Genomic DNA, 17814 nt, shown 5'->3' with positions numbered 1-17814 from the left:
TTAATATGCACGCTGACCCTTCTTATAGACAGCCTTATCCTCTTGTGCAACTGCCTTAATGTCTTCAAGTGGATTACCAGCAAGCACTAAAAAGTCGGCATACTTGCCCACAGCCAGAGTACCATATTCATCATCAATCTTCATTAATTGTGCAGAATGAACGCTCGTCCTCAGGGCTTCATAATTAGTAAAGCCTTGTTCTACTAGCAGTTGCAACTCAATTGGCGTCATTGAAAAGTCATTAAATGGTGTCCCTGCATCAGTACCTAACGTGATCTTAACGCCACGATCCTTCGCATGAGTGATATTCTTACGTAAATCTGCTAGTGCATCGCTAGCCTTCTTGACTTCCCAATCGGGAACCTTACCTACAGCATATGTTGGGAACGCCCAATCTGCAACAACCGTTGGCGTTAAATATGTTCCCTGCTTAAGCATTAGATCAATTTCCTCGTCATTAACGTAAAAACCGTGCTCAATTGAGTCCACACCAGCCTTGATTGCATTCATAATTCCTGGATTGCCTTCAGCATGAGCGGCAACAATCAGTCCCTTATGATGAGCCTCTTCAACAGCAGCATGAATTTCTGCAACACTCAGCTGTGGGTCAGTCATAAAATCATTCTTAGTCATCACACCGCCAGTCGCCATAACCTTGATAGCCTTAGCGCCCTTCTTCAAGCCTTGACGTACAGCTTTGCGCATCTCATCAGGTGAGTCAACTAGATGGCCAAAGTTCGGCATATCACCATGACCACCAGTCATTGAATATGGTCGCCCTGATGGCATAACTTCTGGGACTTGGGTAATTTTACCTTCATCAATCATGTGAGCAATTGTAATGTCAACATCATAAGTCGACCCACACTCACGAACATAAGTAACACCAGATTTAAGCATTGTGTGCAAATTTTTGACAGAATTAACAGTTGTACGGACAACATCAGTTGCTGTCCCACCAGTTGGATCATCAGGATCCATAATCATATGATCGTGACAATTAATTAATCCCGGCATGACATACCTTCCTGCAAGGTCAACCGTCTTATCGTTAGTAGGAACTGCTCCGGTTCCTACCGCTGTAATCTTACCAGTTTCATCATCAACAATAAGATAACTACCAGTAGTTACCTTTTCTTGTTCACCATCATAAAGATTTAAATTTGTATATGCAGTTTTAGTCATTTGAATACCTCCATTACTCTACTAACTGACCATTCTGGTAAACTTGCTTATCCTCTTGCGCTACTGCCTTAATATCAGCCAGTGGATTATCCTTTAAGACAAGGAAGTTGGCCTTCTTACCCGCAGTTAAAGTACCGTAATCTTCACTAAGTTGAATCAATTCCGCAGCATATTTAGTGGCTCCTAATAAAGCTTGAAGCGGTGTTGCTCCTGCTTCAACAAGTAGCTGCATTTCTGTAGTTGTTCCATTGTCAAAACGATTGAATGGTGTTCCCGCATCAGTCCCAACAACTACACGTACACCTTTTTTAATTGCCTTACCAACATTTTCAAAGAAAGCCTGCTTAACCTTGACATTCTTGGCAATCATATAATCAGGAATTGAGCCTTTAGGAGCGTCAAAAATGCACTGACAAGCATTTAACGTTGGAACTAAGCAAGTACCTTGTTTAATCATTAATTCCATTTGGCTTTCATCAACAAAAATACCATGTTCAATAGAATCAACACCAGCCTCAAGTGACAACTGAATCCCCCGGTTACCCTGGGCGTGTGAAGCTACCGTCATGTGCTTAGAATGTGCTTCTTGAACAGCAGCATTCAGTTCTTCAGCACTAAGCTCGGTATCATCGACACGATCAGTTGGTGACATTACTCCACCAGTAGCCATTACCTTGATATTCTTAGCACCATGCTTAAACTCTTCTCTAACGCCTTGACGCATATCAGCAGCACATGTAGTTAAGTGCCCCCAGACTTCTTTGCCGTCATCGCCTTCTGGAAAATCGCCGTGACCGCCTAAAATACTCATTGGTCGACCTGAAGGAACAATTTCAGGACCTACTACTCTACCTTGGTGCATTAATTTCATCAACTTAACATCAACATCATTAACAGCACCACAATCACGAATTGCCACAACCCCATTATGTAGCAAAGTATTTAAGTTTTTGATTGCATTAACAGTAGCTTCTGTTTCTGATAAGTAAGCAGTGTGATTATTCATTGGATCCATCATGATATGAGTATGAGCATTAATTAATCCTGGAATCATATACTGGTTGTGCAAGTCAACCGTTTCATCACTAGCAGGCACTGATCCTTGACCGCTCTTTTCCACCAGACCTTTATCATTTACCAGTAACCAGGCATTGTTTTGCAACTCTTCAGTTTCTGCATCGAACAAATTACAATTTTTGTATAACGTTGTCATGCTTAACTCCTTATTCTTATTAATTATTTATATTTATTTTTTAATTTAATAATTATATTCTATGATTTATTTTAATATTTTACAACATTTACTTTCAAAAAAATGTTGCCAAAATTGAAATTCTCTTTTATAATCATTCTCATACAATTTTAATTTATTTTTTAGGAGTGATTGAATTATGAATCCAGCGATGTACGCCGCAATCTCTTTTGCGGTTGTTATGCTTTTTATTATGCTTGGGGAGTGGGTCTCTTCACTAACCAACGCTTATGTACCATCAGTCTTTATTACGGCTGTCTTGTTTGCCATTGGCTATTGGACCTTCCTGCCAAAGGATGTTGTAGCCAAGGCATCATTTGGTCCTGACTTTGCTAACATCTGTATTTCGTTATTGCTAGTACATCTTGGCACCCTAATGAACTTAAAGGAATTAATCCAACAATGGAAAGCGGTCTGTATCTCATTATTAGGAGTTGCAGGGACCCTGCTATTAACCTTAACAATCGGGACTAAAATTTTTGATTGGCATACAGTTATTGCTGCTGTTCCACCATTAACTGGTGGACTTGTATCCGCATTACTAATGACTAACGGGTTAAAGGCTGTTGGCATTACGTCTTTAGTGGCCCTCCCGATTGCCATGTTCGTTATGCACTCAGTAGTTGGTTATCCGCTAACTGCGTGGATGCTTAAGCGTGAGGGGCATCGTGTTGTTCGTGAATACCATAAAGGCAACATTCAAAAACCGATTTCAGTTGAAGAAGAAAAAGAAGAAACTGGTAAAAAATCCAGCTTCAAATTGCCTGCTCAATACCATACAGCAGCTTTTATCTTAGTTAAAGTGGGTATTGTTGCCTTATTGGCAAATTGGTTCTCATTTTGGTTAAAATCTTCATTTAACTTTGACTTAAATGCTAATGTTGTTTGTTTAATATTCGGTGTTGTTGCGCACCAATTAGGCTTTTTGGAAGATAGTGCCTTAAATAAAGCCAACGTCTTTCAATGGCTGATGTATGGTTTACTAGCTTACATCTTTGCACAATTAAGTATTACAACTCCGCAAATTATCGGACAGGTTTTTGTTCAAATTATTGTCCTTATGCTGCTCGGAATCTTGGGAATGTTCATTGCATCTGCTATTCTTTCTAAGCCTTTTGGGATGAGTCCAGAAATGGCCTTTGCGTGTTCATTAACAGCACTTTTCGGCTTCCCTGCCGACTACATTTTGACAACAGAAATTTGCCATAATGTCGCTAAAGACAAGGACGAAGAAGCTGTCTTGGTTGATCAAATATTACCTAAAATGCTCGTCGGTGGCTTTGCAACAGTATCAGTTGCTTCAGTAATTATTGCATCTGTCTTCTTGAAGCTACTGTAACCTTTAAAATAACACCAATTTATTAAAAAACGTCTCTTCACCTAACTGCGAAAAGACGTTTTATTTATTCAATTTTAAAATGATAAAAGCCCGAACTCATCTGCTTGAGCGTTGCGATCACTGAAGGCTTATTGAGCTTCTTACCTGTTGTCAAAATTTGAAATTGTCCATCACTATCTCTTAATTTGGCTGACGTCTGGTGAAAACCATTTCGCCGGTAAAATCGCAATCGCCGCACACGTTGGCGATAATTCTTAGCACTCTTAGTAACTGGCTCAATATCTAGAACCAATTGCTGATCAGGAAATTCTGCCTTCAAATGCTGCAAAATCCGTGTGCCATAACCTTGGTCGCGCAAATCAGGATTAACTGCCAGATAGACTAAATAAATAATGTGTTCGCCCACAACATAATAGACTAACCCGCAAAATTTTTCATGATCATAAAGTGTCTTAAACTGGACGCATCTGTGCAGAGCCATTAAGTTGAGCTGCCACAACGGGAATCGTTCCCACTTGGGAAATGCAGCCAAATATAATTTTTTAGCCTCACGGTACTCATGATTAGGATATACAACAGATTTAGAAATTAAAATAATATCATCCTTCCTTTTGAATTGCAGTAATTGCAGCAAATTCCGGTTGCAATTTTGGCAGTAAATCGCGGTAAATTTTGAATAATTGCTGATACTTAGGCAAATTAGCGGGTGTTGGCAAAAACTTGGCTTGCACATCGTGCTGCTGTGCTGCATCTTTGAAAGCAGTAAACTTCTGCACAGCTTTGAGACCCACAATATTCGCTCCTAAACAAGACGATTCAACATCAGCCGGCACAATAACGGGATATTCGAGAATATCTGCCAAGATTTGACACCACAATTTTGACTTCACCAAGCCCCCAGCCGCAAGAACGACGCTAGGCTGCCCAACAACTTTTTCAAGAATTTGCAAAACGTGCTTCAACTTGTAAGCAATGCCTTCAAGTACGGCCCGAATCATATCACTCTGGTCGTGCACTTGGCTCAAGCCGAAAAAGGCGCCGCGAGCATTGGCATCCCATAGCGGTGCTCGTTCACCACCTAAAAATGGATAAAAGATCAGTCCATGAGCACCAGCGGGAGATTGAGCTGCCAATGAACTCGCTTGCTCGTATGGCAAGTTACTTCCCTGCGGCAACAAGTTTCTAACCGCCCATTCATAAACGCTGCCGCCGCTGTTAACCGAACCACCAACCACGTAATGCTTACTATCGAGCAAATAACAAAATGTCCTTGCATGCTCATCAAGTACGGGATGGTCGGTAATCACTCGCAGTGCACCAGAAGTGCCGACAGTCAGCGCCATCACACCCTGTTCAGCTGCTCCCAAGCCAACGTTGGATAAGGCGCTCCCTGAATAAAGGGGACATCTTCAGGACAGCCAATCAAGCTGGCATACTTGGGCTTGAGCTTAGGTAATTTTTGGTACACATCAACAATTGGTGGCAATTGATTAGCCGTAATTCCCGCAGTCTGCAGAGCAACCTTATCCCAAGTTAAATCTTTTATATTAAACAAACCCGTGCAGCTAGCAACCGACATATCCATTTGCCAAGCGCCAAATAAATGGTAAATAACATATTCCTTAATACCGCAGTAATAAGCAGCCTTTTGAAAAATCTTTGGCTTGTCGCGCTTCAACCACATTATTTTAGCCAACAATGACATAGGATGGATTGGCGTTCCCGTGTTTTGATAAATTTTCTTCCCCAGCGGCGTGGCCTTTAACTCCGCCGCATACTTGGCTGAACGCGTATCGGCCCAAGTCTGCAGCCTAGTTAACGAACGAAAATTTTTATCTAAGGCAATCAGACTTTGATTAGCACTGGAAAAAGCGATACATGCCAATTTGTCATTTTGAAAATTCACTTTGGTCATGACCGCACGCAAAACCTCGACAACCGCATTCAAAATATCTGCCTGATTTTCTTCTGCCATGCCCGTTTCATCGCGAAACAACTTGTAACCCCGATGACTGCTGGCAACCACCTGATTGTCATGGTATAGCAGCGCCTTAGTGCTTGTCGTACCAATATCAATGCCAATTGAATAATCCACAATTTCCTCCTGTATCGCTATTGCTCTCCTTTTAAGTATACCGCGTAATTGGGCTTTTAAGCACATTAAAAAAAGTCTTCTCAACCGTTGGTGAAAAAACTTTTTTGGGAAATTTATAAAATATTAAAATTTCGTAACTGTCATCATCAGAAACTCTGTCAGCAGGTCAGCAATTAACTGACATAGCTAAATCCCTAACATGTCCTTAACAAAAAATAACAATCGATCATAAGTACGTTCATTAATTGAATTAACAACTTTACCATTGCGTGATTTGAAATCATAATTCTGCAACTGCCACAGAGCAATATACCCCTTTACGCCATTAGTTGATCCTCCCGGCAATAAAATAGGCAAATAGTGTGGATTATTACGATATCTTTCTGACGTAGTAATTGGCATTACTAAAACCATTCCTGTAGCCGCTGTATACTCATCGGAACTCATAACAACCATATGACGACGAATATTGTGATCTTGCGGTGAATGTCCACCATACTCTTTACCAGAATGCGGTTCAGCTTCAATAACTATAATATCTTTTTGCCGAGGTAACTGCACTAGTCTAGCCTTTCTTTACCAATTGAACTAAGTTCGGATAACTCAGAATCAGTACTCAAATCAGCTTGATAATCATAATTTTGCCAATCAGCAGTCGCAAAAATGTTACTCTTTTTAATTGGAGAATAAACAATCGTGCCATCAGATTCCTTTTCAACCGAATATTTTTTGCCTATTTTTTCATTAAAATTAGCCGGTACAGTCAAAATCATACTATTACCGGACTTACGAAGACTAACTAACTTGGTCATGCTAAACACCCCTTTATTAAGTAATAGTATAACTTATTTCACTGATTACGTAAATACATTTGTATATCTTGCAAAAAATGATATAAATCAATTTTTTATTTAAATACGCCCAATAAACTCAAATTATCAGTTAATAGTGTAGCTTACTTGTTCTGCAATATCGCGGACCTCAGTGATTTTTGTCATAATTGCAAGAATATCACGCGCTGAATAATTAGTTTCAATTTGAAGGCCATTCTTCAAAGTTGATGGGCTACGCAAACTTGAAAATAACTTTTTCTGTAAACTTGGATCCTGCTTTATCTGCGTTAAATTACTGCTATCCTCATCCCAAAGATAATCCAGCAGCGTAATCAAAGCCGCACGCCAAGATGTCACTGAATAACTGGTATCACCAATAGTGAGTGAAGTAGGTTTTCTACCAGTAATGTTGACTTCGTCAGTAAAATTATACTCACCTGCTAATACCTGCTCAGCTTGCTTCTCACTATAAACCTTCGGTTTAGGAAAAATCTGCAATAATTCCGCAATTAACTGTTTAGCTCTAGTAGTTATCGCTGTTTCATCCCAATTAGAATAACTCTGCGCAACTTCACGAGTTAAATTAATGTTTGAATCACGATAAAATTCTTTCTTTTCTGTAAAAGTCCGATTGCTCATTTCTTGGTTATACTTAGTCAACGTCAAATTACCCAAGCTGCCACCATATTGCTCATTAACCCGATCCGCATTTGTGACCTGCACACGCCAATCAGTAGTTAAATGCTGCGGCATAATATGCTCAACTTGCGCATCTTCAAAGTTAATTACTTCTTTAGTGCGACTTTCTTCTAGCATTACCAAAGTTAACTTAGCCATATTATTGCGCAACTTATATAAATTAGTGGTCATCAGACTAGCTTTGAGTTCACTGTCACTTGGAAAAGTATTCTTCAAAAGTCTTAATTCTCGGTCCAATAAATGATCGTCGCCTTCACAAAGCGCCACCACAGTCTTATTCAGGCCATTTGTTGGCCGACTACAAACTTTAATCCGAAACAAATAATTCTCAAGTACTGCTGCAAGTTCAATAATTTGATCTGAATTAATTTCTTCATCTGCTAGTAATTTCAACAAATATGGATATAAAACCCTGCTATCCATAATATTAATGTGCAATAAAATTTTATTTAATTCTGTTGATGCAGTATTTGCCTCTAATAATTGCTTGTAAAGTCTAGCAAAATTAGTTAGCTCACGCAAGGCACTCTCAGCGTTCAATTGTTTATCATAAAAGAAGTTCTTATAGGCAGCATAAACACGGTCTTTTTTAACCATTGCATGTGTCTTCATAATCAAATAATGCCGTAAGAATTCTGTAAAAGTCTTTGTTGAAAAAATTGCTTCAATCTTTAACCAGTATTCTTGGTACAATTGCTGCTGTTCATCAGTATCTAACCCCATTAACAAAAAATTGCGAACTAAGTCTGATGCTGATAAGGACTTCCCAGTTGAATTCAAGCTTTCAAAAATTTCTTGAGGGTTTTCAACTTGGTCATTATTTAATTCTATCCACACAAGTTCAAAATGATTCATTGCTTCATATAATTCAGCAATCTTAAATGAGCTATTCTGCAGTTTTTGTTCAAAAAAGTGATAATTTTCAATAATCTTAGATGGTTCAGAACATTCTGCCAGCTTGTTATTCATCACTGCATTAAAAGCAGCAATATCATGCTCAATCGGCTTAAACTTCAAATGATTATTGGTAGCTAAATATTTATTGAATAAAAATTCCTCTTCAATTTCTTGACGATGCTCTTCATCTTGATTGGCTATTGCCCTTAACAACAAAGTTAAAGTTGTCAATCTCTGCTGCCCATCAATAATGCGATTGAGATGGCTTAGATTCGAACCAGTCTCAGAAACATAAACAATCGTACCAATAAAATGATCGCGATTGTTCTGTGCAGCAAGTACAAGATCATTAAAAAGCTGCTCGCACTGCTCTTCGTCCCACTCGTAGTTTCGCTGAAAAACAGGAATTTCAAAAATAGTTTTGTTCTGTGATAAAAAATCAAATAAATGTGTGGTGTCAGCTTTCAATAATTAACTCTTTCTCAGTGTCCATCCTATCAAAAATCCAATTCATCCAGCTTATAGCCGTACTATATCTTCTGTTGATAGTATCACCATTAATAGACGTTTCATTGCTTAACAAAATGTTTTTTACAACTTTACTATGTATTATTAAATCGTTTTTTATTACATATTTAAAAATATCATTAAATGTTTTTTGGGATAGAACTTGCTTTATAATTATCCTATTTCTTTTATTAAGACTATCTAAACTAATAACATATTTTCCTAATTTTGATAATTTAAAGTTAAATTTACCCTGAACCTTTTCTTTTTCGGCCAAACCCAGATAAATAAGTGCATTAGCATAATAATCACCTTGTCTAGGATCAAAAGCACACTCTTTTGCAATTTGCACTTTTGTTTGTGGTTTCTTTAAAAAATTAAGTATTTTTATCATTAAAGCAAAATTATTGGCTTGAGGAAATATTGCCTTTTTTGTTTTATTTGTACTCTGCGCACTAATTTCTTTAACATCTTCAACGGAAATACCTTTATCATTATCAACTATAAAGCTTATCTGCTTTATTTTATAAATACTTGAATAGTTATTTTCATCATCAAATTTAAAAATATGAAAAGTATAAATATCGTCAGTATAAGTAAAATAAACCGGAATAATACATTTATTCAAATTTAAATTATAATAAAATCTATATGGATAATATAATTGTCTGATTAAAAAGTCTTGTGGTATCTTACTTTTAGCTTCAATTAGCATTAAACTATTTAATCCCTCAAATGCACCATCGATTTCCATCTGACTGTTATTAACTTGAAAGTCATACTTACTATTATCATATAAATCGATACTATAATTAAATTTACCAGAACTTTTTCTTCCAGTTATAGTACTTACTGGCTCAGGTTTACTAATGAGATAAAGTTCATTTAAAACTTTATCAATCATTCCAGTCGCTTGTGCAACATTCAATGCCATTTGTTCAGAAGTAATATTAATGCCATTAAATGATTTAATCCAACTTGGTAATTTGACTTTTATCGGTTTTATATCACTTATATCCAATTTCTTGTATGCTTTAAATTTTCCAAGAACATAGGTTCCACGCGAATCGGGTAATATAGAGATATTATTATCTTTGAAAATTTGTGGTCTTGCTTTGGACCAGTCAAATTTAGTCATTAATCTAGGTTCTTCATGAGAATATTTTTTTAATTCATCTGCACTGATTTTATATACTTGTGTATTTTTAAATTTGTTATTTAATTGAAATATATTAAAAATATTTTCCCAAGCCTTATCATTTCTAGTCATTGATTATTAAAAACCCTTAACCGCGTCTGATAAAAAATCATTTTTTATCATATTTAAATTAAAAATTTTAGGTATAGCATTGAAGGCTTCACTTAATGGGTTACGAGCGGTCTTCCAACCAGGTCCATCGGTTATCCAAATAAAATCTATATCTTGACGGCCTTTCAAGCTTTCAATATACATATTACTAAATTCACCAGCAACTGACTTCAGCTTTGAGCCTCCACTACCATAAAAATTAGTTTCAACAATATAGGTTTTATTTGTTTTTCGATTTAAGATTGCTCCATCATAACGTCTTCCACCCTTTTTACCCTCCGGCAATAATTCTGGAACATCAATAGACCAATCTTTTTTCATAACATTTCTAGTAGCCTGTGTTTTATATTCCAAATTAGGGTTCGAGTTACACAAACTTTTTAAATTTCGTTCTAAGATTATTTCATTCTGCGTGCCACCACGATTTTTACGTGCATTACTGTCTAATCCAGTTTCCACACCATAAACGTAATCTACCAAAGATTGGTTTAAATCTTTTTGTAAAAATTCTAATAATCCTGTCTCTTCCATAAATTTTAAATAAATATCAACTTTACTAATATCAGGTTTATCAAAATTAACATCATAATGATTCATAGCTCCATCATCAGCTAATTCCAACACAGTCAACTCTGCATCTCTACTAGCCAACAAAACTGGAATTGCTCTTAACAATTGTGGCTGAGCCTGGAACAAACATTTTGCTTCTTCCATAATATTGTCTTTACCCACTAAATAATTAAGCGTATTTAAGGATAATTCATATTCTTGAATATTCTTACGAACCTTATCCCAATTTACCCAATATCTAGGTGTCCGATTAGTGGGAAAAATTGTAGACATGAAATAGTTAAATTTTTCCTCATTACTTAAATTTATATACTCTGCATAATTCATTTTATTTTTCCCACTTTTTCATTTTTATAATCTCTCAAACGCTTAACAGCAATATCAAGATATTCTTCAGACGAATCTACACCAATTACTTTTCTATTTAACAGTTTTCCAGCAACTGCTGTAGTTCCTGACCCAATAAGCGGATCTAATATTAAATAATCAGGTTTTGACGAAGCTTCTAAAATTCTTTTTAATAATGCTAATGGTTTTTGTGTTGGATGCTTTCCAAATCTTTTTTCAGATCTAGAAATCGTTGATGTAGTCCATACATCCTTCATTTGCTTATGATTATTCTCTGCTCGCATTAAATCATAATTAAAATATTGCTTACCATCTTTTTTTCGTGCCCAGAGAATTGTTTCAGTCGAATGTGTAAACATTCTTCTACTTAAATTAGGAGCGGGATTACTTTTTTGCCATGTAACATTATTCAAAATTTTAAAATCATTCTTATTAAGTAAGTAACCTAATAAATAAATATTATGTAATGTACCAAATAGCCAAAGTGTTCCATCTTTTTTTAGAATTCGTTTGCATTCTTTAAGCAGTTTCAAATAAAATTGTTCTGCAGAATCTGGGTCAAGTTCATCCCACTTACCCTTATTTACACTAACCATCTTACCGCCACTATTAGATAAACCGCCATTACTTAAAAAATATGGTGGATCAGTAACTATTAAATCAATACTTTCATCAGCTAAAGATTTCAAATAATTAAATGCATCTTCTTTAAATAAAGTCACTAATTTATCAGAATAAAATTCTTTCATTTAGCATTCCTCTAGTAGTTAGTTATTATTAACTCACCAATTTTACCACGTTTTTTTGCATTCGAATTTATAGCTCTATTTGCTTGAACTTCATGAATATTAGCTTTAGCATACATTTCGCGAGTCTTAGGTGTATCTGAATTACTCAACATTACATTTACTCCACTATTCGATAATTTAAAAAACAGATCTCTTAATTGTTCTTGATCTTTATTATTAAATCCTTCAGAGGTATAAGACGTAAAGTTAGCCGTTTCAGACAAAGGAATATACGGTGGATCAAAATAAACTAAATCTCCCTTTTCTGCTTTTTGTACTGCCTCACTATAATTTTCTTGATAAATTTCTACTCCCTTTTTACTAAGATATTCACTCACAGTCATAATGTTTTCGTAATCAGCTATCTTGGGATTCTTATATCGACCATATGGCACATTAAATTGTCCTTTTGAATTAACACGATACATACCATTAAAATCAACTTTAAGCATATACAATAATCTAGCAGCTTTTTCAACTTTAGTTAAATTGCTAAAGTTTTCATTTCGGTCTTCTGCTCTAACTTTCAAATAATATTCTTTTGAATTGTTGGCTTGATGCTCTTTTAACAGCTTTAGTAATTCTTCAGGCTCGTCACGTACAACACGATAGAGATTTATTAAATCAGCGTTCAAATCGTTAATAACAGCTTTTTTAGGAGCCAAAGAAAATAGCATTGCCCCACCGCCAAGAAACGGTTCAAAGTAGGTATTAGAGTCAATATCATACGAAGATGGCATTAAAGAATGCAATTTAGGCAATAATTGTCTCTTGCCTCCCACCCATTTTGTAATTGGTCTTAATGCTACTTGCTTTTCCATAAATTAAAAATCCCTTTCAGTTGGCTCAACAAACTCTAGTCTATTCAATATATTACCCTTTACAAAGTGAATTGACAAAAAAATACGTACCTATTTATAAGGAGACGTATTTTTATGAACGATTTTAAATTTTATCCTGAAAACTTTAATTTAGAAAAAACTTCAATTTGGTCTTTTCCAGATCATGGTTATTGGGCAACGCATAATAGTAAATATCGTGGCAATTTTTCACCTTACATTCCTCGCAACATCATTCTAAGATACTCAAAAGAAAATGACATCGTGTTAGATCAATTTCTTGGTGGTGGTACAACTTTAATTGAAGCTAAATTATTAAATCGAATTGGTATTGGCGTTGACATTAATCCAACTGCAATTGATATTTCTAAAAAGAAATTAAATTTTTTAACTCAAAAACATACTAAATCATATTTAGGAATAGGCAACGCCTCCAATTTAAACTTTATACCAGACAATTCAATTGATTTAATTTGTACACATCCGCCTTATGCAAACATTATTAAATACAGTCAAAATCAAAAAGACGATTTATCACTCTTAACCTATGAAAAATTCTTATTAAAAATGGATCAAGTCGCTAAAGAATCGTATCGTGTGCTTAAGAATAATAAATATTGTGCAATCTTAATCGGTGACATTAGAAAAAATGGTTATGTTAAACCATTAGGCTTAGAAATATTACAAATTTTTCTAAACAACAAATTCAAGCTTAAAGAAATTGCTATTAAAGAGCAATTCAATATGAAGGATACTCAAAAATGGAAGCAGGCAAAAAATTTGAATTTTTTACTATTGCAACATGAATACTTATTTGTATTTAAAAAGTTATCTTAAAAACATATGCTATACAAGCAGCACTACTTAATATCATCTATAGTCAAATTATTTCTAGCCATTATCTGTTTTACTACTTCTACACCAAGTACGGATAAAAAAGATTTCTTTTTATTATTTTCAAAGTCATCTATTTCTTCAGTATATTTTTTAAATATTTTTGGTATTATATTAAATAAAATATATATAGGCATAATATGCAATTCATTACCTGAATCCAATAAAACATCAGCTACTGAACCTTTTAAGGCCATTACTCTCAACTCATTATCTGTACTTGTTTGATTAATATAAAAAGATGTAATACTACTTTCAACTTCAATATCTAGTTGAACTGAAGTTATAGAATAATTATTAGCTAAAAATGCCTTAGTAATTATTAGATCAGGTGTCACATAACTATTACCAGCAAACTTATTTTCACTGGATAGTATATTTCCAGTAAAACTTGTTATTCCTTGAATTGTTATACAATAGCCTAAATCATTATTATTAGTAATATATTTATAAAAAAGCCATGTAAACATTTCTGGTACAATTTGATATACAGCTGGTAGAGGTTCAATATTAGAAAAACCAATTAACTTTCTAACTCTATCTAACTCATAATTGTCAAATGAATATATTATACAAAAAACTTGAGAATCTTTTTGAGCAAAAATTACTTCTGTTTTTTGTAAATTTAACCGCTCCTTTTTTGGTAATAATTTCTTATTATCATCTCTAATTTTTCTTGTGGAAAATTCACAAGTAGCAATAGCTGAAAAATATCTAAACTTACACGTCATCCCTGCATCAGTTAAACTTTCTTCATCTATGTTTTCCCATTTATATAAAAAATATGTTTCTTCATCATTAGAATCATATTCAATTTCTTTTGCATTAAACTGTTGCTTATAAATTTTACTTAAAATATTACTCTTTAATTCATTTAAATTTTTAATACCAGAATTTATTTTGATAAAAGTATATCTTTGATTTTTATACAACTGATTCATTATTAATTTTACTTTCTATAACTGCTTCTTCTACCTTTAATTTACATAACTTTGAAAATATTCCTGCTTTTTTCAATGACGCTTGAACTTCAGCTTCACCATCTGAAAAGCATTGTAAAATTAATTTAAATTCTACATAAGTAATTTTATTAGATGGACAGAACTTTTTGATGAAATATATTCTTACACCATTTTTATCACTTCTTATGCAATCATTTGAAAGACCATATCCTTCTTCTAATTCAAAAGCACCTATTTTTGGGTTTAATTTTATAAATATATAAGACTCAAGGCAATTAAAAATAAAGCCAAATACTCTCGAATATTTTACTCCTAATTTAATGTGAAATTTCTTTGTTTCCAACTCCAAAGGGCTCTTACTATTAAATTTAAGATTTGATATTTGCTCTTCCGCATCATTATAATAAAAAATAGATATGTTGGGCCTAAGTACTGTATATAACTTAATTATTAATTCAGGAACTACAGAAATTATTAGTGTTTCAATACTGTTTATAAAATAAGCTATATTTTCGCTACGAATATTAAATATATCAAAAATATATTTACACCAATTAAATTTTTGATTGAGAAAAAGAAGCGATACCGTAACTATAAATTTAATTATTGGTTTACTATATTTACTCATAAATTGCCTTCAAACATAAAGTCAACTACATTCTTCATGATTTGTTTATTTTCTTCAAAATCAGTTGCATATATAGTACCATATTGCGTAATTTTCACAATTGAATTATCAGGTAGCAAAAAACCACATTCAGCAACTTTAAGATTATAATCTTTCAATTGGTTAAACACGGCACTAAAGTTTCCGTTAATAATTAATTGCTGAAAAAAGTCATTAGTTACTTCATCTACCTGTTCATTATTTGTAGTATTAAAGCTTATAGTGTTAAATTTTAAATGCAATTTATCTAAATTATCCAACAATTTTTTTATTTTATAATCTGTAATAATTAACAAACTAAAATCATCAATTAAACACTCTTCTACCTTACTTAAATTCAGTAAGTAACAATCTGGTGTATAACTGAATATAACAATATCACTGTGCTTAATAATAGTGTAATAAGGATTGTTTGAAAAAATCTTAGCTATATCCTTTATATGTACTTTCTTATAATTATTATATAACTTAACGCCCTTATAGGCTTTCATTTTATGTCTCCAATGTACATCTTTCTTTATTATACATACTTTTAAAAAATTAAAACCTTTTCTATTTTCTCGTCAACACTGCTACTGCTTCGACATGTGGCGTTTGTGGGAACATATCAACAGGATCAATTCGGTTGAAGTCATAACCCAGCTTTTGGAATTCTTGCAAGTCGCGCACAAGAGTTGCGGGGTTGCAGGAGATATACACAATTTTCTTTGGACCGGTCTTAACTGCACCAGCAATAAACTCTGGCGTCAAGCCCTTTCTTGGTGGGTCAACGAAAATCACGTCGCTGGTAATACCTTTAGCAGCCCAGCGCGGCATTAAGTCTTCGGCCTTGCCAACAAAGTACTTAGCATTGTGAATATCGTTCATTTCAGCGTTGTCATTGGCATCCTTAACGGCATCCCGCACAACTTCAATCCCGCGCACACTCTTCACGTGCTTGGCAACACTCAAGCCAATCGTTCCGATACCAGAATAAGCATCGATCACTGTATCAGTTGGTTGCAGGTCAGCTTGCTTAATTGCCAAGTCGTACAATCTTGGTGTTTGCAGCGAGTTAATTTGGAAGAAACTCTCTGGTGAAATTCTGAACTTAACATCACCAATTTGGTCAACAATCTGCGGCTTACCAAATATTAAGTAGTCAGCCTTACCCAAAATAACATTTGTCTTCTTCGGGTTGTAATTCAAGACTAAGCTTGTAACACCCTCGATTTTCTTGATTTCTGAGGCAATTTTTTCTAATTGAGGGAAATCCTTGTGCAGACAAACCAAGATGACCATCAGTTCACCATTAGCCTTACTACGGCGCACATCAAGGTAGCGCACCTCGCCCTTATTATGAATTTCATCATAAGCTGGTACCTTGCTGGCACGCAAAATGTCACGAACGGCAACCAAAACGCGGTCAATTTCGGGATCGGTCGTAAAGAAATTAGTCAATGGCACCAAGTCGTGTGAATGCCGTCTGAAAAAGCCAATCTCCAATTGTCCGTTAACTGTCCGCACCGGCACCTGCGCCTTGTTACGATAGCCTGTCTCTTCTGGACTTGGCAAAGTCTGACCGACTTCAACATTGTCCAAATGAGCCTTTTGCAACAAGTTGACCACCTGATTACGCTTGAATTCCAACTGTTTGTCATACTTAATGTGGGCCAGTGATGCCAGCCCAGTTTGCACCCACTGGTTAAGCTTGATATTTACCCGGTCAGGGCTTTCCTTAATAATCTTTTCGATTTTGGCAAAAGCGAACCGCTTCTTGACCTTTAAGATTTTGGCACTAACCGTTTCACCTGGCAGCGCATTGGTGACGAAGACCGTCATTCCTTCATAATGCGCTACTCCCATTGCCTCGTAAGATAAGTCGGTGATTTCTAAGTCGATAATTTGATTTTTTTCCATCTTTCGTCCTTTTTTACAAACACTGATTAACATCTCTATTTTACAGGAAAATGCGAGAAAAGTATTGCGATAGCATAAAAAATATTTTTTCTATATAAAAGATAGATTTTTCTAGTAATTTTATAGCTTTTATATATAATATAGTTAAGATTAATAGATGGAGGAACCAAAAATGACCAAAATTAGTCAAGTAAATTTTAAAATTCCTGAAGAAGAGAAAAAAGAGGTTACTGCAATTTTTAAATATTATGGTCTTGACTTAAGTACAGGAATAAAAATGTATCTTAAAGAAGTGCAACATACAAAAAGTATTCCCTTAAAATTACGGCCAGTTACGGAACTTACTCAAGCTATTCAAGAAGCGGAAAACCAAGATTATGCTGGCAGCTATAACTCAATTAATGATTTTATTAAGGCAATGAATAGTGAAGATTAATCCTACCAAGCGGTTTAAAAGATCTTATAAATATTATGCTAAAAAACATTATCCAATGAACAAAATCATTGATTGCCTTAAAGCTATTCAAGAAAATAATCAATTATTTTTAAAAGTACATAAAGATCATAAATTATTTAAAAATTTTCGTGAATTACATATTGACCGCCAATATAATGATGATTGGTTATTAATCTATAGTTTCGATAACAAAAAGAAAGAGTTAATTTTAGTATTAATCGATTTAGGTACGCATGATAATTTAAACAGATTAGTCTAGATTTATCTCCTTTTA

The 17814-nt window shown here is 34.6% G+C and carries 20 protein-coding genes; 4 read left to right on the top strand and 16 right to left on the bottom strand.

Going from position 1 to position 17814, the window contains the following annotated elements:
* Window positions 1-1185: an amidohydrolase family protein gene (locus tag OZX76_RS02665; RefSeq protein ID WP_277180694.1), complete on the bottom strand. Its 1185-nt coding sequence runs from the start codon at window positions 1183-1185 to the stop codon at window positions 1-3.
* 13 nt (window positions 1186-1198) lie between these two features.
* Window positions 1199-2398, bottom strand: a complete 1200-nt coding sequence (locus tag OZX76_RS02660; RefSeq protein ID WP_277180692.1) for an amidohydrolase family protein — start codon at window positions 2396-2398, stop codon at window positions 1199-1201.
* A gap of 190 nt (window positions 2399-2588) precedes the next feature.
* On the opposite strand from OZX76_RS02660, the gene OZX76_RS02655 reads away from it, so the two are divergent.
* Window positions 2589-3776 carry a hypothetical protein gene (locus tag OZX76_RS02655; protein ID WP_277181473.1) on the top strand — a complete coding sequence of 396 codons (1188 nt, stop codon included), beginning with the start codon at window positions 2589-2591 and terminating at the stop codon, window positions 3774-3776.
* Between the two features lie 64 nt (window positions 3777-3840).
* On the opposite strand, the gene OZX76_RS02650 is transcribed toward OZX76_RS02655, so the two are convergent.
* From OZX76_RS02650 to OZX76_RS02610, 10 genes are all read right to left on the bottom strand, one after another.
* Complete coding sequence (locus tag OZX76_RS02650) at window positions 3841-4308, bottom strand: GNAT family N-acetyltransferase (RefSeq protein WP_277181470.1); 468 nt, start codon at window positions 4306-4308, stop codon at window positions 3841-3843.
* A 67-nt stretch (window positions 4309-4375) separates the two neighbouring features.
* Window positions 4376-5119 (bottom strand): FGGY-family carbohydrate kinase, encoded by a 744-nt coding sequence (locus OZX76_RS09835; protein WP_348635189.1) that lies wholly within the window; start codon window positions 5117-5119, stop codon window positions 4376-4378.
* Window positions 5119-5871, bottom strand: a complete 753-nt coding sequence (locus OZX76_RS09830) for an FGGY family carbohydrate kinase (RefSeq protein ID WP_348635188.1) — start codon at window positions 5869-5871, stop codon at window positions 5119-5121. The genes OZX76_RS09835 and OZX76_RS09830 overlap by 1 nt, the downstream gene beginning before the upstream one ends.
* Window positions 5872-6057: 186 nt before the next feature.
* Window positions 6058-6432 carry a type II toxin-antitoxin system PemK/MazF family toxin gene (locus tag OZX76_RS02640; RefSeq protein ID WP_277180690.1) on the bottom strand — a complete coding sequence of 125 codons (375 nt, stop codon included), beginning with the start codon at window positions 6430-6432 and terminating at the stop codon, window positions 6058-6060.
* The gene (locus OZX76_RS02635; RefSeq protein ID WP_277180688.1) at window positions 6432-6683 is read right to left on the bottom strand and encodes a hypothetical protein; all 252 of its coding nucleotides are present in this window, start codon (window positions 6681-6683) and stop codon (window positions 6432-6434) included. Before OZX76_RS02635 ends, OZX76_RS02640 begins: the two co-directional genes overlap by 1 nt.
* A 126-nt stretch (window positions 6684-6809) precedes the next feature.
* On the bottom strand, window positions 6810-8768 hold the full coding sequence (locus OZX76_RS02630) for a DUF262 domain-containing protein (protein WP_277180686.1): 1959 nt from the start codon (window positions 8766-8768) through the stop codon (window positions 6810-6812).
* Window positions 8758-10077: a hypothetical protein gene (locus OZX76_RS02625; RefSeq protein WP_277180685.1), complete on the bottom strand. Its 1320-nt coding sequence runs from the start codon at window positions 10075-10077 to the stop codon at window positions 8758-8760. Before OZX76_RS02625 ends, OZX76_RS02630 begins: the two co-directional genes overlap by 11 nt.
* A 6-nt stretch (window positions 10078-10083) precedes the next feature.
* Window positions 10084-11013, bottom strand: coding sequence for a type II restriction endonuclease (locus OZX76_RS02620; protein ID WP_277180683.1), 930 nt, complete (start codon window positions 11011-11013; stop codon window positions 10084-10086).
* The gene (locus tag OZX76_RS02615; protein WP_277180681.1) at window positions 11010-11783 is read right to left on the bottom strand and encodes a site-specific DNA-methyltransferase; all 774 of its coding nucleotides are present in this window, start codon (window positions 11781-11783) and stop codon (window positions 11010-11012) included. Before OZX76_RS02615 ends, OZX76_RS02620 begins: the two co-directional genes overlap by 4 nt.
* 11 nt (window positions 11784-11794) lie before the next feature.
* On the bottom strand, window positions 11795-12643 hold the full coding sequence (locus tag OZX76_RS02610) for a DNA adenine methylase (protein ID WP_277180679.1): 849 nt from the start codon (window positions 12641-12643) through the stop codon (window positions 11795-11797).
* Between the two features lie 114 nt (window positions 12644-12757).
* Here OZX76_RS02610 and OZX76_RS02605 point away from each other — a divergent pair, with 114 nt between their 5' ends.
* Window positions 12758-13498, top strand: coding sequence for a DNA methyltransferase (locus OZX76_RS02605; protein ID WP_277180677.1), 741 nt, complete (start codon window positions 12758-12760; stop codon window positions 13496-13498).
* A 23-nt stretch (window positions 13499-13521) separates the two neighbouring features.
* On the opposite strand, the gene OZX76_RS02600 is transcribed toward OZX76_RS02605, so the two are convergent.
* From OZX76_RS02600 to rlmD, 4 genes are all read right to left on the bottom strand, one after another.
* Complete coding sequence (locus tag OZX76_RS02600) at window positions 13522-14496, bottom strand: hypothetical protein (protein WP_277180675.1); 975 nt, start codon at window positions 14494-14496, stop codon at window positions 13522-13524.
* Complete coding sequence (locus OZX76_RS02595; protein ID WP_277180673.1) at window positions 14480-15145, bottom strand: hypothetical protein; 666 nt, start codon at window positions 15143-15145, stop codon at window positions 14480-14482. The genes OZX76_RS02600 and OZX76_RS02595 overlap by 17 nt, the downstream gene beginning before the upstream one ends.
* Window positions 15142-15675 carry a hypothetical protein gene (locus OZX76_RS02590; RefSeq protein WP_277180671.1) on the bottom strand — a complete coding sequence of 178 codons (534 nt, stop codon included), beginning with the start codon at window positions 15673-15675 and terminating at the stop codon, window positions 15142-15144. Before OZX76_RS02590 ends, OZX76_RS02595 begins: the two co-directional genes overlap by 4 nt.
* 61 nt (window positions 15676-15736) lie before the next feature.
* Window positions 15737-17083 carry a 23S rRNA (uracil(1939)-C(5))-methyltransferase RlmD gene (rlmD, locus tag OZX76_RS02585; protein WP_277180669.1) on the bottom strand — a complete coding sequence of 449 codons (1347 nt, stop codon included), beginning with the start codon at window positions 17081-17083 and terminating at the stop codon, window positions 15737-15739.
* Between the two features lie 172 nt (window positions 17084-17255).
* Between rlmD and OZX76_RS02580 the strand changes: the two genes are divergently transcribed.
* A complete protein-coding gene (locus tag OZX76_RS02580) occupies window positions 17256-17519 on the top strand; it encodes a type II toxin-antitoxin system RelB/DinJ family antitoxin (protein WP_277133820.1) in 264 nt (87 codons plus the stop codon).
* Window positions 17509-17799: a type II toxin-antitoxin system YafQ family toxin gene (locus OZX76_RS02575; protein ID WP_277133819.1), complete on the top strand. Its 291-nt coding sequence runs from the start codon at window positions 17509-17511 to the stop codon at window positions 17797-17799. The genes OZX76_RS02580 and OZX76_RS02575 overlap by 11 nt, the downstream gene beginning before the upstream one ends.
* Window positions 17800-17814 lie beyond the last annotated feature (15 nt).

This window comes from Lactobacillus sp. ESL0677, assembly GCF_029392875.1.
GTDB lineage: Bacteria > Bacillota > Bacilli > Lactobacillales > Lactobacillaceae > Lactobacillus.
This window is presented reverse-complemented; position numbering and strand designations above follow the sequence as displayed.

Excerpts from the sequence above, each read along its gene's own strand:
- OZX76_RS02665 (WP_277180694.1), bottom strand. The coding sequence starts at position 1,185 with ATGACTAAAACTGCATATACAAATTTAAATCTTTATGATGGTGAACAA.
- OZX76_RS02660 (WP_277180692.1), bottom strand. The coding sequence starts at position 2,398 with ATGACAACGTTATACAAAAATTGTAATTTGTTCGATGCAGAAACTGAA.
- OZX76_RS02655 (WP_277181473.1), top strand. The coding sequence starts at position 2,589 with ATGTACGCCGCAATCTCTTTTGCGGTTGTTATGCTTTTTATTATGCTT.
- OZX76_RS09835 (WP_348635189.1), bottom strand. The coding sequence starts at position 5,119 with ATGGCGCTGACTGTCGGCACTTCTGGTGCACTGCGAGTGATTACCGAC.
- OZX76_RS02635 (WP_277180688.1), bottom strand. The coding sequence starts at position 6,683 with ATGACCAAGTTAGTTAGTCTTCGTAAGTCCGGTAATAGTATGATTTTG.
- OZX76_RS02625 (WP_277180685.1), bottom strand. The coding sequence starts at position 10,077 with ATGACTAGAAATGATAAGGCTTGGGAAAATATTTTTAATATATTTCAA.
- OZX76_RS02620 (WP_277180683.1), bottom strand. The coding sequence starts at position 11,013 with ATGAATTATGCAGAGTATATAAATTTAAGTAATGAGGAAAAATTTAAC.
- OZX76_RS02615 (WP_277180681.1), bottom strand. The coding sequence starts at position 11,783 with ATGAAAGAATTTTATTCTGATAAATTAGTGACTTTATTTAAAGAAGAT.
- OZX76_RS02610 (WP_277180679.1), bottom strand. The coding sequence starts at position 12,643 with ATGGAAAAGCAAGTAGCATTAAGACCAATTACAAAATGGGTGGGAGGC.
- OZX76_RS02605 (WP_277180677.1), top strand. The coding sequence starts at position 12,758 with ATGAACGATTTTAAATTTTATCCTGAAAACTTTAATTTAGAAAAAACT.
- OZX76_RS02600 (WP_277180675.1), bottom strand. The coding sequence starts at position 14,496 with ATGAATCAGTTGTATAAAAATCAAAGATATACTTTTATCAAAATAAAT.
- OZX76_RS02595 (WP_277180673.1), bottom strand. The coding sequence starts at position 15,145 with ATGAGTAAATATAGTAAACCAATAATTAAATTTATAGTTACGGTATCG.
- OZX76_RS02590 (WP_277180671.1), bottom strand. The coding sequence starts at position 15,675 with ATGAAAGCCTATAAGGGCGTTAAGTTATATAATAATTATAAGAAAGTA.
- rlmD (WP_277180669.1), bottom strand. The coding sequence starts at position 17,083 with ATGGAAAAAAATCAAATTATCGACTTAGAAATCACCGACTTATCTTAC.
- OZX76_RS02580 (WP_277133820.1), top strand. The coding sequence starts at position 17,256 with ATGACCAAAATTAGTCAAGTAAATTTTAAAATTCCTGAAGAAGAGAAA.